Genomic DNA, 14,167 nt, shown 5'->3' with positions numbered 1-14,167 from the left:
CTGTCGCAGCTCTGAAACAGCTTGAAAACTCCTTTTTCCGACGCCTTGTCCTTCAGCTGGCGAGGCGCTCCTCTGCACCTTGATTTTCCACTTCCAGCCACCACGCATACCCACGCTCGGGCTGGTTCAAGCTGAACGCCTGGCCCATCTGCGGTGTGGTGATAAACACGTTGCGCTCCCAGGCCAGGGCCATGATGCGGTCGAACGGTTCGTGCCAGGCATGGAACGCCAGGTCGAAGGTGCCGTTGTGAATCGGCAGCAACCAGCGGCCTTTGAGATCGATATGCGCTTGCAGGGTTTGCTCAGGTTGCATGTGCACGTGCGGCCAATCGACGTTGTAAGCACCTGTTTCCATGAGCGTCAGGTCAAACGGACCATACTGTTCGCCGATGCGTTTGAAACCGTCGAAGTAACCGGTATCGCCGCTGAAAAAAATCCGCCGGGCACCATCGATCATCACCCAGGAACACCACAAGGTCTGATTGGCATCAAACAGGCCGCGCCCGGAAAAATGCTGCGCTGGCGTGGCAACAAACCGAATGCCATCCACCTCAGTGCCCTGCCACCAATCCAGCTGGCGCACTTTGCTGGCGTCCACGCCCCATTTCACCAGAATGTCCCCGACGCCCAGCGGCGCGAGAAAATAGCGGGTCTTATCGGCCAATTGGACGACAGCCTTGCGGTCAAGATGGTCGTAGTGGTTGTGGGAAAGAATCACTGCCTCTAGCGGCGGCAGCTCTTCAAGACTGATCGGCGGCTGATGAAAACGCTTGGGGCCGGCCCAACTGAACGGCGACGCACGCTCGGCGAATACCGGATCGGTCACCCAGAATTTGCCGCGCATTTTCAGTAAGACGGTGGAATGCCCGAGGCGGAACACGCTGTGATCAGGCGCCGCCAGCAACTGCTCACGGCTCAGCGGTTGTACCGGAATCTGCCCCACCGGCCGCGTGCTGCGCGGCTTGTTGAACAGCATGTTCCAGAAAATACGCAAGGTCTTGCCCAAGCCACCCTGCTGCACGGGCGCCTCGTTGCTGAAGTGCCCCAGGTCTTGCTTGGGCGCTGCCGGCGAAGAATCGACACGGGACGAAATCGTGGCCATTTACAGGTGACTCCTACAGACCGCTCTAAAATTACACTGCACAGTGTAGTTTCAAGATTGCAACAAAATACACAGCAAGTAAACTACCGAGTGTAACTTTCCTTGACCAGCCGAGCGCCCTCCATGACTGCCCCACAACGCCTCACCGACCGTAAGCGCGAAGCCATCGTGGCCGCAGCCATCGCTGAATTTCGCGAGAACGGTTTCGAGGTCACCAGCATGGACAAGATCGCCGCTACCGCCAGTGTTTCCAAACGGACGGTGTACAACCACTTCCCCAGCAAGGAAGAGTTGTTCGCCGAAATTCTCCATCAACTCTGGGCCAGCAGCGTTGCGCAGCTTGACGTCAGCTACGCCAGCGATCGCCCGCTGCGCGAGCAATTGCGCGGCTTGTTGGAAGCCAAGATGAAGATGATGGCGGATGCCAATTTCCTCGACCTGGCCCGGGTCGCCATCGCCGCCACCATCCATTCGCCGGAGCGCGCACAGGATATGGTCACCCGCCTGAGCAAGCGCGAAGAAGGTTTTACCCAATGGGTACGCGCCGCCCAGGAAGATGGCCGGCTCAACTGCAGCGACCCGGCGTTTGCCGCCCACCAGATTCAAAGCCTGCTCAAGGCGTTTGCCTTCTGGCCGCAGATTACCTTGGGCCAACCGGTCCTGGACCCCGCCAGTCAGGCCAGCGTTATCGAGTCGGCCATCGACCTGTTCCTGGCCGGTTATGAGGTCACGCCGTAAAAGCCGGTTGTGCGAACGACATTCCGGGTCGTTTTTGACGCATTCGCCCTCTGTTTTGCGCAAATGGCCTGGAAGGACACTGATTATTCCCACGCGAATAACTGACAATATTCGCCGGTATTATCCGATCAACGGTTAACCCTGCGAACGTGTGTCGTCGTATCTGCAAAAAGAGCTGAACCAGGAATTTATGGAAAACAGACAAGGCAAAGGGCTTTCCTTTGCCAGGCGTATCTACAAGCCAAGGATCATCGGCACGGCCATGTGCTGCGTCAGCGTGATAGCGGCCCTGTACCCCTTAGGTAAACCAGACTGGTTATGGGCGTTATTGCTGGTCAACGGTTTCGTCTGGCCGCACCTGGCATATCAGCTGGCAACCCGCTCCAAATTCCCCTACGACGCCGAACAGCGCAACCTGGTGTATGACGCCGTGTTCAGCGGGTTTTGGGCCGCCACGCTGCAGTTCACACCGCTGACCACCGTGACCCTGCTGTCGATGGTCGCCATGAATAACGTCGCCGCCGGTGGCAAACGCCTGCTGATACGCGGCGCATTGGCTCAAGTGCTGGGCGCCGTCGTGGGGGCAGCAGTGTTCGGCTTGCAGTTCAACCCTTCGGTCAGCCTGGTTCAGGTCTATGCCTGTTTGCCGATGTTGACGCTCTACCCCATGGCTATTGGCATGGTCTGCTTTCAACTGGCAATCAAACTGTCCGAACACAAACGCGCCCTCAGCGCCTTGAGCCGCATCGACAGCCTCACCGGCCTGCTTAACCATGGCTCATGGAAAGACCTGCTGCACCTCAAGTTCCACAAGTGCCAGCTGCAGCAAAGCCACGCCACCATCGCCCTGATCGATATCGATCACTTCAAGCAGATCAATGACACCCACGGTCATATTGTCGGCGACGCGGTCCTACGGCAGTTGAGCCTGGAGTTACGGCGACACCTGCGGGAAAACGACCTGGCTGGACGGTATGGCGGCGATGAGTTCTGTGTGATTCTTCCGCAAATGCCACTGGAACAGGCCGCGCAGGTTATGGAACGCATGCGCGAGACCTTCAGCAATTACCGCAACCCGCAGATCCCTGAGTTGCGCGTGAGCCTGAGCATCGGCCTGGCTGATTTCCAACCCTTCTTCACCGACGCCGCCATGTGGCTGAATGCGGCGGACCGGGCGCTGTATGCCGCCAAGGACACCGGACGTAACCGGGTCAACATCAGCGAAGAAGTGGTCGCTCATTCCGCCTGAGGTTGTCATACGACACCTCGTCTGATTTTTCCTACCCACGGCCTAGGCGATAGCATAATGCCGCCATTGGTCGCCTTCCATAAAAGTGCCTGCCCTGAGGCCGAACTTCCGACGCAACGCACGACTCTGAACCCGTTGTTCCACCCCCGCTGCTGGCACAAGGAAGCTGGCAATGAGCACGTCAACCGTATGGCCCATGCCTTACGGGGGCAGGCGCATAAACATGGATACTCCCGACGCTTGCTTGCCCGAGCACCCGAACATGCTATTCAACGCCCACAAAAAAACCATCAATGCCCTGCAACACACCGTCGCTCAACAGGCCAGCCTGCTGGACGCCATCGAGCGCTCCATGGCGGTGATCGAATTCGACCTGTCCGGCACTGTGCTGCGTGCCAATGCCAACTTCCTCCAGACCATGGGCTACCGCGCCGAGCAGGTCGAAGGCCAATCGCACCGTATGTTCTGCACCCCGGCGTTCGCCCGCAGCGCCGAGTACAACCAGTTGTGGTCGAACCTGCGCAATGGCCAGTTCCAGTCAGGCACCTTTGAACGGGTGGCGGGCGATGGCCAGTCGGTTTGGCTGGAAGCCAGCTACAACCCGGTACGTGATGACACGGGCCAGGTGACCAAAGTGGTGAAGTACGCCATGGACGTCACTCCGCGCCTGCAAGCCGAAAGCGAAGCCAATGCCAAACTGGCCGCTATCGGCCGCGCCATGGCGGTGATCGAGTTCAACCTCGACGGCACCATCATCACGGCCAATGCAAACTTCCTGCAGCGCATGGGTTACACGCTGGCGCAGATCGAGGGCCAGCATCACCGTATGTTCTGCACCGCAGAGCTGGCCAATAGCGCGACCTACAGCGACTTCTGGAAGCGCTTGAACCAAGGCGAAATGTTCAGCGGGCAGTTCGAACGGGTGGACAAGAACGGCCAGACGGTGTGGCTGGAAGCCAACTATAACCCCGTGTACGACGCCGGCGGGCGCCTGTGCAAAGTGGTGAAGTTCGCCTCGGACGTGACCGCCATGGTGCAACAACACACCGCCGACGCCGCCAGCGCGGCCCAGGCGTACCACATCTCCCTGAACACCCGGGACATCGCCGAAAAAGGCGCCGAAGTGATTCAGCAGACGGCCAGCGGCATGCGCGACATTGCGGCGAATATCGACGGCTCCTCCCAGTTGATCGCCAAGCTGGGCGAGCGTTCGCAGCAGATCACCGCCATCGTCAACACCATTCGCGGCATCGCCGACCAGACCAACTTGCTGGCCCTCAACGCCGCCATCGAGGCCGCACGTGCCGGCGAACAAGGTCGCGGGTTTGCCGTGGTGGCCGATGAAGTAAGGCAACTGGCAGCGCGCACCAGTGGCTCCACGGCGGAAATCTCCAGCATGATCGCGATGATCCAGGAGGAAACCCGCCAGGCCATCCACAGCATGGACGGCACCCGGGACCGCGCCGCGCAAGGGGTCGACCTGGCCAACCGCGCCGGCACAGTGATCCTGCAGATCCGCGAAGGCACCAGCGAGGCCGTGCAGGCGGTGAGTGCATTCGCCAATGAGCGCGGTGGCAACTGACCCGATCTTCATACGGAGCGCTGGGGGCTCGGTCTATAGTGCTTGCTTGTCTTCAAGCAAATGATCCGAGCCTGCCATGACCCCAGAAAAGACCGAAACCGCTCCCGTCGACCACCTGCGTTTCCACCGCCCTCATGCCCACCTGGCGCCAACCTTCGGCAATGACACCTTTGCCCTCAAGGCCGAAGCCTTCGCCCGGTTCTTCGGCACCCCCACCTTCCTCGGCGCACAAACCGCCATCGTAGTGTTGTGGGTGGTGCTGAACATGACCGGCGTCACGCACTTCGACGTGTACCCGTTTATCCTGCTCAACCTGGCGTTCAGCCTGCAATCGGCCTATGCCGCGCCGCTGATCCTGCTGGCCCAGACCCGCCAGGCGGCTCGCGACAAAGCGCAGTCAGATGCCGACGCGCAACACCGCGAAGCCCTGGCCATAGCCAACACCGAGCGTCAGGCCCAGGCCGCGCAGACTACTAAACAGTTGTTGGAACTGCTCGAACAAAACACCCGGCTGACGGAAATGACCAAACAGCTGACAGAACACATCGAAAGCCTGACTAGCGAAATGCACGAGCACTTTGTGCGAAAAACCTAAGGTAACCGCAGGTGTCGCCCCAGCTCGTCAAACAGCGTCACCACCGAGCGCAGCGCTCGACAATCGGGACGCGTGAGCAACCATAACGCCGTGTCGTGTCCCGCCAATGCGGGGCCCAGCGGTTGCAAGCCGTTGCCCAATAGAAAGTCCGGCAACGCCGCCACTCCCAACCCTGCGCGCACCAGTTCGGTGACCGACAACATGCTGTTGCAGCGATAACTGGGACGCACGCCGGGCAGGTGCCCGCGGCGCCAAACGACGGTGGGGTGATCAGGCAGGAAGTCATCCGGGGCAATCCAGGGCAGGTCTGCCAGCTCGCGGCCTTCGTGCAGTTGGGCGAAACCCGGACTGGCGCACACCTGATACGCCACATTGCCCAGGCGCCGGCCCACCAGATGCTCCGGCGGCGTGCGGGTCAGGCGCAGGGCGATATCCGCGTCGCGACGGCTGAGGTTGGCGAAATCATTCGACGTACTCAGTTCCAGGGTCAACGCCGGATACTGCGGCATGAACTGCGCCAAGGCTGGCAACAGCAAGCCTTGCAGCACCGAGTCGGTACAGGTCAGGCGCACCGTGCCGCTGATCACTTCACCGCCCTGCTCCACACCAATGCGCGCGGCCTCCAGCGCCTGCTCGGCGCGTTCCGCCTGCTGCGCCAGATGGCTTGCCAGGCTGGTGGGCAGGTAGCCGGCGCGGCTTTTTTCGAACAACGTCTGGCCTAGGGCCGCCTCCAGGCGCCGCACCGCGCGGAACACCGTGGATACGTCCACCCGCAACAACGTGGCCGCCCGTGCGAGTGTGCCGCCGCGCACCAGGGCGAGGATCAGCGAGAGATCCGGGTAGTCGATTGAATAGTGCGTGACTGCATTGAGCATGTGCTAAAACGCCCATATTGATTGCGTGAACGCCAATCTATAGTGCGCCCCAGGACTCCACAAGCCATGGGATGAACACGATGAAAACCACGCCTCTGCACCTCGCTCTGATCGGCGATTACAACCCCGATGTCATCGCTCACCAAGCCATCCCCGTGGCGCTGCAACGCGCCGCCGAAGCCCTCGGCCTGAGCGTTCATGTGCAGTGGCTCGACACCGATACCCTGCCTGAGTCACTGCACGACTTCGACGGTTTCTGGTGCGTCCCCGCCAGCCCCTACCGCGACACCGAAGGCGCTATGCGGGCGATCCGGTTTGCCCGCGAGCAACGCCGACCGTTCCTCGGCACGTGCGGCGGTTTTCAGCATGCCGTGCTGGAATACGCACGCAATGTCCTGGGCTGGAAGGATGCCGAACATGGCGAACTCGCGCCACACGCCAAGCGCGCCGTGATCGCACCGCTGAGCTGCGCCCTGGTGGAAGCCACCGACACCGTGCGCCTGGCGCCCTACACCCGGATCGCCGAAGCCTATGGCACCCTGGATGTGCAAGAAGGTTATCGCTGCCGTTATGGCGTGAACCCCGAGTTCCTCGGTGCCTTGCTCGAAGGCGACCTGATCCCCAGCGGCCACGATTGCGCAGGTGACCTGCGCGCGGTGGAACTGCTCGACCACCCGTTCTTCGTCGCCACCCTGTTCCAGCCCGAACGCGCCGCGCTGGAAGGCATTACGCCGCCATTGGCGATGGCCCTGGTCAAGGCTTGCCAGGCGGTGTCCGCATGATCGCCCGCACACCTTCGCCGCCCTACTATGCGGTGATCTTCAGTTCACTGCGCACCGAAGGCGATCAAGGCTATAGCCAGGCGGCCAGCCGCATGCTGGAACTGGCACGCGAACAACCAGGGTTCCTCGGCGTGGAGTCCGCACGGGAAGACGGCCTGGGCATCACCGTGTCGTACTGGGAGAGTGAGGCGGCCATCCTGGCCTGGAAGCAGCAGGCCGAACACCGGACGGTGCGCGAACAGGGGCGCGCCACCTGGTACTCGGCCTTCCAGACTCGGGTGTGCAAAGTCGAACGGGCCTACGCCTTCGAAAGCGAATAACCCCAGTGGTGATCGGACTTGTTGTGGCTTCCTGTGGCGAGCGGGCTTGCCCCGCGTTGGGCTGCGCAGCAGCCCCAAACCTGACAACTCGTTCTAGCGGGAAGAATGCGGCGCCCTTATTGGGGCCGCTTCGCGCCCCAGCGCGGGGCAAGCCCGCTCACCACAACAAGCACGCTCGCTACAGAAAGCACGCCTGCCACAAAAAGCCGAGCACTACGGGGTTAGCTCACCAGACTGCGCAACGCGCTGATCTGCGGTATCTCCACCCGGCGCATATACACCCGCAACGGCTCGGTGATGTTGATGCGGTCGTCGATGTTCTGGTCCAGCAGCAACTGGATGCGCTCGCGGGACAGGGTCATGGTCTGCTCCGGGGCCGGCAGCCAGACGAATTCGGCGGTGGGGATGATGCCGTCATCGGCCACGTCCATGCCGAAGGCGTCTTCGCTGAAACGCACGATGTACTGGCCGGTCTTGCGGTTGAGGCCAACAAACCCGTGGAGTTGGTCGGCAGCCTGGCAGATAAGTTCGGAAGTGATGCGCATGGTAAACCTCACTGAAAAGTCCCAAAGGGACTGGAAAGATGGTTTACACGCGTGGCGGAAAGTACCGCCCTCTGATGGGGCAGCTGCGAGCAAGAATACTGCAATGCCTGGGGAAAAATCCGAGAAAATTGAAGCCTGCGCACGTTAATGTCGGTTTGGTGATAGCGCCTTTCGCAATCAATTGTTAAAAAGGAGGCCTTCTCAAAGCTACCTCCACGAAAGGACTTCGCATATGCCCGTCACGTTTACCAAGAGCGCCCTGCTGCTCGCCCTGATGCTCGGCCTTGGCCAGGCACATGCGCAAGACCCTATCAGCCCGGCTGAATTGGCAACCAATGAAGGCATTCCGTACCCGGCCGTGATCGCCCACCGTGGCGCCTCCTTCGATGCACCGGAGTCCACCGCCGCCGCCTACAAGATCGCCCGCGACCTGGGTGCCGACTACCTGGAAATGGACCTGCAGCGCAGCAAGGACGGCGTGCTGTTCGCCCTGCACGACAACAACCTGCAGCGCACCACCGACGTGGCCACCAAGTTCCCTGATCGCAAGGACGCCCCGGCCAACGAGTTCACCTGGAAAGAACTGCAAACCCTCGACGCCGGCAGCTGGTTCAACGCCGCGTACCCGGACCGTGCGCGCCCAGGTTTCGTCGGCCTGAAAATCCAGAGCCTGGACGACATCATCAAGATCGCCGAAGGCAACCCGCAGCACAAACCCGGCCTGTACATCGAAACCAAGGAGCCCAAGCAATTCCCGGGCATCGAAGCCGACCTGAAGAACAAGCTGCTCGACAAAGGCTGGCTGAGCTCCGCTGGTTCCAAGCTGGGCAAGAGCAACACTGGCGTCGGCCAGGGCAAGGGGCGCGTGGTGCTGCAAACCTTCGAAGTGGCCAGCCTGAAAGAGCTGCAGAAAGAAATGCCGAACACCCCGAAAATCCTGCTGCTGTGGGTGGGGGAAGGCAGCATCGAGCCGAAGAACAAGCAAACGTTCGCGGAGTCCGGCGAAACCACCAAGGCCGCCTACTACGCCAAGCAAGAGCCGAAAGACGCGGCCGAGTTCGAAAAGTGGGTCGACGAAGCCAAGAGCCTCGGCGCCATCGGCACCGGTCCCTCGGCTGAGCTGACCCACCACGGCGACCAGAGCTATTCGGACCTGGTCAAACCGGAGATGAACAAGCTGACCCACGACAAGGGCTTGCTGGTGCACGTCTACACCGTCGACGAGCCGGTGGACTTCGACAAAGTGATGAAGGCCGGCGTCGATGGCATCTTCACCAACCGCGCCGCCGAACTGCTGAAGTTCTACAAGCGCTGGCCGTCGTCCAGCGTGCAAGACCTGCTGAACGACTATAAGTACTGAGTGAAGGCCGAATGGTCAGGCCGCCTGTGGTTGGGTCGTGACTACGGCCTGATCCTCGGCGAGCTGGGGCGCACCGCGCCCCATGCGCACTACGCCGACCAATTGATGTGCTCCCAAGGCGCACCGATCACGGTCAGCCTCGATGGCCAGGTCACCACGGCCCATCGCCTGTTCATCCCGTCGCGACAGACCCACGCCATTCTTGAAACTCAAGGTGAGGTCTCGGTGCTGTACGCCGAACCGGCCGTGTTTGATATCGCCCCTTTGCTGCACCAAGACCTGTCCCTGGAGGCATTGCGCCAACTCCCCCGACGCAGCCTGGATGATCCGCGCCTGGAACGCGCCCTCGCCGCACTGGATCAACAACTCGACGGCAAAGTGTCAGCCCAAGCCCTCGCCCAGGCCGCGCACCTGTCATTGAGCCAACTGGAGCGGCTGTTCGCCCACCAACTCGGTTTACCCGTGCGTCGTCTGGTGCTGTGGCGACGATTGCGCATCGCCCTGCAGTTGGCGCTTGCCGGCGGCACGCTGACCGAAGCGGCTCACGGTGCGGGTTTTGCCGATTCGGCGCATTTTTCGCGGACCATGAAGCAGCTATTTGGCGTCACGGCGGCAGCCTCATTGCGCCAGCTGGATGTTCAACTGTTAACGTAAATCGTCCGGCAGTGACGGTTCCTTGCTCAAGCGAACCGGCCTGAAGGGATCACGCAACTGTGCCCCATAGTCCACCGGGAAATCCGGTCGACTACCAATCCCCAGATCCCCCGGCCCCATGCGATAGCGTTCGCGGTAATACGCCGTGCCCAGCAGCCAATCCCACAGGTTGAAGAACAGACCGAAATTCACATCTCCGGCGCGGCCATATTTCATGTGGTGAAACCGATGCACCGGCGCCCAGGCGAACACCCAGCGCAACGGCCCCAGGCGCATGTCCACATTGGAATGCTGCAACAGCAGTTGCAGGGCAATGGCCAACGCCAGCAACTGCGCCACGTCCAGGGGAATCCCCAGCAGGATCAACGGCAGCAACCCGGCCGTGGCTTCCAGCATCTGGTGCAGCGGATGCTTCATCAGCCCGTTGAAACCATACAACCGCTGCACGCTGTGATGCACCGCATGGAGTCGCCACAGCGGCCGGATGCGATGGCTGGCGTAATGCATCAAGGTGATACCGGCATCGGCCAGCACAATGGCCATCAGCAGTTGCTCCCACAACGGCCAGCCACGCGGCCAAATGCCTTCGAACGCCAACAGCGCCGTGAGCCCCGGCAGGATCAACAAACCCAGCGCGTTCAGGCTTTCGTTGACCAGGGCGTGCAACGTATCGCGCCGACGATCGCGCAGGCTGCGATTCCACTGCGGTTCATAGGGCAACCAGTGTTCTGTCAGGAATGACACCGCGACCGCAATCACGAACAACACAATCAAGCTATCCGGCCGCCAAAGCGCGTAACCGAGAAACCCTAGCAGGAATGCAGGGGCGTAGAGCCAACTCACGAATCGTTTCATGCCGAGTCTCCTTTAAGTGAGCCTCCAGCATGAAATTCCGTGCGCGTGGCGGATTGAACAAACTGCGCAACCGCTTGAAATAATTAAGGGTGAATTAAGTTGCGCTGGATAACCTGATCCCACTTAAACAGCTCACCAGAAGGACACACACCATGAAAACCCTGACCGCTTTGTTCGCCGCTACTGCTCTGACCCTGACCGCCGGCCTGGCCCAGGCCGATGTTCGCCCGGACCAGATTCCAAGCCTGTTGCAGTCCGGCGCCGTGAAGCCTTTCGAGCAGCTCAACAAAGACGCCCTGGCCAAACATCCCGGCGCCGTGATCAACGACACCGAGCTGGATAACGAAGCCGGCCGCCTGGTCTACGAAGTCGACCTGACTGACACCACCGGCAAAAAGTGGGACGTCAAGCTCGACGCCAAAACTAGCGAAGTGCTGGAAAACAAACTCGATACTTGATTAAAACGCAGAACCCCATGTGGGAGCGGGCTTGCTCGCGAATGCGGTGGATCAGTCAATGAATAGGTCGACTGACACTCCGCGTTCGCGAGCAAGCCCGCTCCCACATTTGGGTGGCGTTTTTTTGTGCCCGGTCAGGCGCCCAGACGCGCCGTCACTTCATTCAACTCGCTCGATAACCCACGCAAGTTGTGGCTCGCTGCTTCGGTGCGCTGCACGTTATCCAGGTTGGCCGTCGCCACCGTGGTGATCTGCGTGATGTTGCGCGAGATGTCCTCGGCTACCGAGGTCTGCTCTTCGGCCGCCGTGGCGATCTGGCGGTTCATGTCGCGGATCGCCTCCACCGCCTGGGTGATGTGCGCGAGCATGGCGCCGGCCTGTGTGACCTTCTCCACACTCTCATCGCTGCACGACTGGCCACTCACGATGGCTTCAGCCGCATCCACCGCGCCGGTCTGTACCGCTTCGATAATCCCGTTGATCTCGATGATCGACGCCGCCGTGCGTTGCGCCAGGCTGCGCACTTCATCGGCCACCACCGCAAAACCCCGGCCGGCTTCACCCGCGCGTGCCGCTTCAATGGCGGCGTTGAGCGCCAGCAGGTTGGTCTGTTCGGCAATGCCGCGAATCACTTCCAGCACCTTTCCAATGCGCACGCTGTCGGTTTCCAGGCGGCGGATGATGGTGCCGGTATTAAGGATCTCGTTACGCATCTGGCCGATGGTGGCAATGGTGACTTTCATCACTTCACCGCCTTCGCGGGCCGAGTGATCGGCGTCGTCCGCCGCGCGGGAGGCACTGGCGGCGTGGCGCGCGACTTCCTGCGCGGTGGCCGACATTTCCGTCATGGCCGTGGCCACTTGGTCGGTACGGTTGAATTGATCGTTGGTGCCCGTCGCCATCTGCCCGGCGATGGCATTCAACTCGCCGCTGGCGCTGACCAAGTCGGTAGCACTGCGCTGCAAACGGCTGAAGGTTTCGGCCAGGAAGTCACGCAAGGTATTTGCGGCAGCGGCCAGGTGGCCCAGCTCATCCTGACGACGGCTGGCAACACGCTCGGCAAAGCGACCATGGCTCAGTTGCGTCACGTAGTCGATCAAGCCACGGATCGGCAGGATCAGGTTGCGGTTGATCAGCCACAGGCTGAACAGTCCGATCAATATGCCGGACAACAGCATGATCGCCAGCCCCACCAGCACGGTGCGTTCGGCATAGGCACTGATGGCCTTGGATTGCTGGCTGCCTTGTTCGCGCAGGTCGCTGACCAACGCACTCATCTGCTCACTGGCGGCACGGTCCACTCCTTTTACCGCAGTGTCGCCGACCGTTGCATCGCCACCTGCGGCCACGTAGGCATCGCGGCCTTTCTGGTAAGCCACGCCGAGTTGCTGGTGTTCCTGGCGCAAGGTGTCGATGCGGCGGCTCAGGCTCGGGTCGCTGCTGGTCTGGGTGACAAGCCGCGTGAGGATACCTTGCACATCGCGCTGGCGGTCCTGGAACTGGCCCCAGTATTTCTCCATGTCCTGGGGCTGCTTGCCGCGCAGCAGAACGTTTTTCCATTCCTGCACCTGCACCTTGAATTGCAGGTTGGCCTCGTCAATCAATTGTGAAGTCAGCAGCGGCCCATCGATCAAGCTGCGATAGCTCTGCACCCCGTTGGACAAAAAGTTGAAACAGGCCAGGGCGATCAACAGCATCGCCAACAGGCTGCCACCGAGCAGCGACAGGATTTGTGCTCTCAAGGAGGTTCGCAAAACATTCATCGGGGAAAAGCCTCGATACAAGGAATGGGTGCATGCACGCCTAACGTCCTTGTCATCAAAAGGCACCGCCGGTCCACTGCGGTTCTTAACGCCTTGAATCGGCCGATTTAGAGCCTTCTTGAACGGTTGCTGACAAACGGTCAAATAAATGTCACCACAACGAAATAAATTCAAAACCGTCACAAAACTGTCAAATCTCCTTGCAATGATTCGCGCATGCGTACCTGTGAAACCTCCTACAGGCGCTTTTTCTGCGAGCCCTCATGAACCACAGCATCGATCACAGCCACCAGGATTCCGACCTGTTTGGCTTGCTCTACGGTTTTCGTTTTCGCCCAGGGGAAAAGGGTGAGCAGATAGATTCGGCGGCGGCGCTCCAGGCGTTGCGCCAACCGGGCGACCCGGAGGAGTTTTTGTGGCTGCACCTGAACCTCGCCCATGCCGCGTGCGAGCGTTGGATGCAGGCCCACTTGGACCTGCCGGAAGAATTCTTCGAAGCCCTGCATGAAGGCTCGCGTTCCACGCGCATCGAACACGTCGACTCGGCCTTGCTGGCGGTGGTCAACGACGTGGTGTTCAACTTCAGCAGCATGGTCTCGTCGGACATTTCCACGCTGTGGGTCTGCGCCCGCAGCCGCCTTTTGATCAGCGCGCGCCTGCAACCCTTGCACTCGGTGGATAAGTTGCGCTCGTCGGTAAAGGCTGGCGAAAGCTTTCGCTCGCCACTGGCCTTGCTCGTGCATTTGCTGCGCGACCAGGGTGAAGTGCTGACCCAGATCGTGCGCAAGACCAGCATCAGCGTCGACCATATCGAAGACCAGTTGCTGTCCTCACGCCTGTCCACCAACCGTGCCGAACTGGGCGCCGCACGCCGGGTGCTGGTGCGCCTGCAACGCCTGCTGGCACTGGAACCGGGCTCACTGCTGCGCCTGCTCAACCGCCCGCCGCAGTGGCTGCAAAAGGAAGACGTGAAGGAATTGCGCAAATCCACCGAGGAGTTCGCGCTGATCATCAACGACCTGATGGCCCTGGGCGAACGCATCAAGTTGTTGCAGGAAGAAATCGCCGCCAACCTCAACGAGCAAAGCAACCGCACGCTGTTCACCCTGACCGTGGTGACAGTGCTGGCGTTGCCGATCAATATCATTGCCGGTTTTTTTGGCATGAACGTGGGGGGCGTGCCGCTTTCCCAGGACCCGGAAGGCTTCTGGATTCTGGTGGCGTTGGTCGCGACCTTTACCCTGATTGCCGGGCGTTGGGCGTTCAGGAAGCGCAAGGATTACTGACCA

15 protein-coding genes and 1 pseudogene are annotated in these 14,167 nt (G+C 60.8%); 11 read left to right on the top strand and 5 right to left on the bottom strand.

Annotated elements, in window-relative coordinates; genetic code table 11:
* Positions 1-52: 52 nt before the first annotated feature.
* Positions 53-1,102, bottom strand: a complete 1,050-nt coding sequence (locus HX812_RS23920; protein ID WP_038846748.1) for an MBL fold metallo-hydrolase — start codon at positions 1,100-1,102, stop codon at positions 53-55.
* A gap of 123 nt (positions 1,103-1,225) precedes the next feature.
* Between HX812_RS23920 and HX812_RS23915 the strand changes: the two genes are divergently transcribed.
* From HX812_RS23915 to HX812_RS23900, 5 genes and pseudogenes are all read left to right on the top strand, one after another.
* Positions 1,226-1,840: a TetR/AcrR family transcriptional regulator gene (locus tag HX812_RS23915; protein WP_038846750.1), complete on the top strand. Its 615-nt coding sequence runs from the start codon at positions 1,226-1,228 to the stop codon at positions 1,838-1,840.
* Between the two features lie 190 nt (positions 1,841-2,030).
* Positions 2,031-3,089: a diguanylate cyclase gene (locus tag HX812_RS23910; RefSeq protein WP_038846751.1), complete on the top strand. Its 1,059-nt coding sequence runs from the start codon at positions 2,031-2,033 to the stop codon at positions 3,087-3,089.
* A 172-nt stretch (positions 3,090-3,261) separates the two neighbouring features.
* A pseudogene (locus tag HX812_RS32465) lies at positions 3,262-4,119 on the top strand (PAS domain-containing protein); the annotation flags it as partial.
* Positions 4,120-4,671, top strand: a complete 552-nt coding sequence (locus HX812_RS32460) for a methyl-accepting chemotaxis protein (protein ID WP_371317939.1) — start codon at positions 4,120-4,122, stop codon at positions 4,669-4,671.
* A gap of 76 nt (positions 4,672-4,747) precedes the next feature.
* Entirely contained in the window at positions 4,748-5,266 is a 519-nt protein-coding gene (locus HX812_RS23900) for a DUF1003 domain-containing protein (RefSeq protein WP_033896262.1), read from the top strand.
* Here the strand turns inward: HX812_RS23900 and HX812_RS23895 are convergent.
* Positions 5,263-6,141 carry a LysR family transcriptional regulator gene (locus HX812_RS23895; RefSeq protein WP_038846754.1) on the bottom strand — a complete coding sequence of 293 codons (879 nt, stop codon included), beginning with the start codon at positions 6,139-6,141 and terminating at the stop codon, positions 5,263-5,265. The two genes, HX812_RS23900 and HX812_RS23895, sit on opposite strands and share 4 nt — an antisense overlap.
* Before the next feature lie 80 nt (positions 6,142-6,221).
* On the opposite strand from HX812_RS23895, the gene HX812_RS23890 reads away from it, so the two are divergent.
* Positions 6,222-6,923: a CTP synthase gene (locus HX812_RS23890; RefSeq protein ID WP_177128222.1), complete on the top strand. Its 702-nt coding sequence runs from the start codon at positions 6,222-6,224 to the stop codon at positions 6,921-6,923.
* A complete protein-coding gene (locus HX812_RS23885; RefSeq protein ID WP_038846759.1) occupies positions 6,920-7,243 on the top strand; it encodes an antibiotic biosynthesis monooxygenase in 324 nt (107 codons plus the stop codon). The genes HX812_RS23890 and HX812_RS23885 overlap by 4 nt, the downstream gene beginning before the upstream one ends.
* A 221-nt stretch (positions 7,244-7,464) precedes the next feature.
* On the opposite strand, the gene HX812_RS23880 is transcribed toward HX812_RS23885, so the two are convergent.
* Positions 7,465-7,788 (bottom strand): DUF2025 family protein, encoded by a 324-nt coding sequence (locus HX812_RS23880; RefSeq protein ID WP_033896266.1) that lies wholly within the window; start codon positions 7,786-7,788, stop codon positions 7,465-7,467.
* 232 nt (positions 7,789-8,020) lie between these two features.
* On the opposite strand from HX812_RS23880, the gene HX812_RS23875 reads away from it, so the two are divergent.
* Positions 8,021-9,148 carry a glycerophosphodiester phosphodiesterase family protein gene (locus HX812_RS23875; protein WP_033896267.1) on the top strand — a complete coding sequence of 376 codons (1,128 nt, stop codon included), beginning with the start codon at positions 8,021-8,023 and terminating at the stop codon, positions 9,146-9,148.
* Positions 9,149-9,802: an AraC family transcriptional regulator gene (locus HX812_RS23870; protein WP_038851063.1), complete on the top strand. Its 654-nt coding sequence runs from the start codon at positions 9,149-9,151 to the stop codon at positions 9,800-9,802. It begins immediately after the preceding gene.
* Here HX812_RS23870 and HX812_RS23865 read toward each other — a convergent pair.
* Complete coding sequence (locus tag HX812_RS23865) at positions 9,794-10,657, bottom strand: sterol desaturase family protein (RefSeq protein ID WP_038851061.1); 864 nt, start codon at positions 10,655-10,657, stop codon at positions 9,794-9,796. The genes HX812_RS23870 and HX812_RS23865 overlap by 9 nt on opposite strands.
* Positions 10,658-10,809: 152 nt before the next feature.
* On the opposite strand from HX812_RS23865, the gene HX812_RS23860 reads away from it, so the two are divergent.
* Positions 10,810-11,115, top strand: a complete 306-nt coding sequence (locus HX812_RS23860) for a PepSY domain-containing protein (RefSeq protein ID WP_033896270.1) — start codon at positions 10,810-10,812, stop codon at positions 11,113-11,115.
* Between the two features lie 134 nt (positions 11,116-11,249).
* Here HX812_RS23860 and HX812_RS32455 read toward each other — a convergent pair whose 3' ends face one another.
* The gene (locus HX812_RS32455; protein WP_372849579.1) at positions 11,250-11,858 is read right to left on the bottom strand and encodes a methyl-accepting chemotaxis protein; all 609 of its coding nucleotides are present in this window, start codon (positions 11,856-11,858) and stop codon (positions 11,250-11,252) included.
* Positions 11,859-13,141: 1,283 nt separating this feature from the next.
* Between HX812_RS32455 and HX812_RS23850 the strand changes: the two genes are divergently transcribed.
* Positions 13,142-14,164 (top strand): transporter, encoded by a 1,023-nt coding sequence (locus HX812_RS23850; RefSeq protein WP_016978332.1) that lies wholly within the window; start codon positions 13,142-13,144, stop codon positions 14,162-14,164.
* The last annotated feature ends 3 nt before the right edge of the window (positions 14,165-14,167 follow it).

The organism is Pseudomonas sp. IPO3749, assembly GCF_013386605.1.
GTDB classification, from domain to species: Bacteria; Pseudomonadota; Gammaproteobacteria; order Pseudomonadales; family Pseudomonadaceae; genus Aquipseudomonas; species Aquipseudomonas azotoformans_A.
Note: the sequence above shows the minus strand (reverse complement) of the source record. Positions and strands in the feature narration are given on the sequence as shown.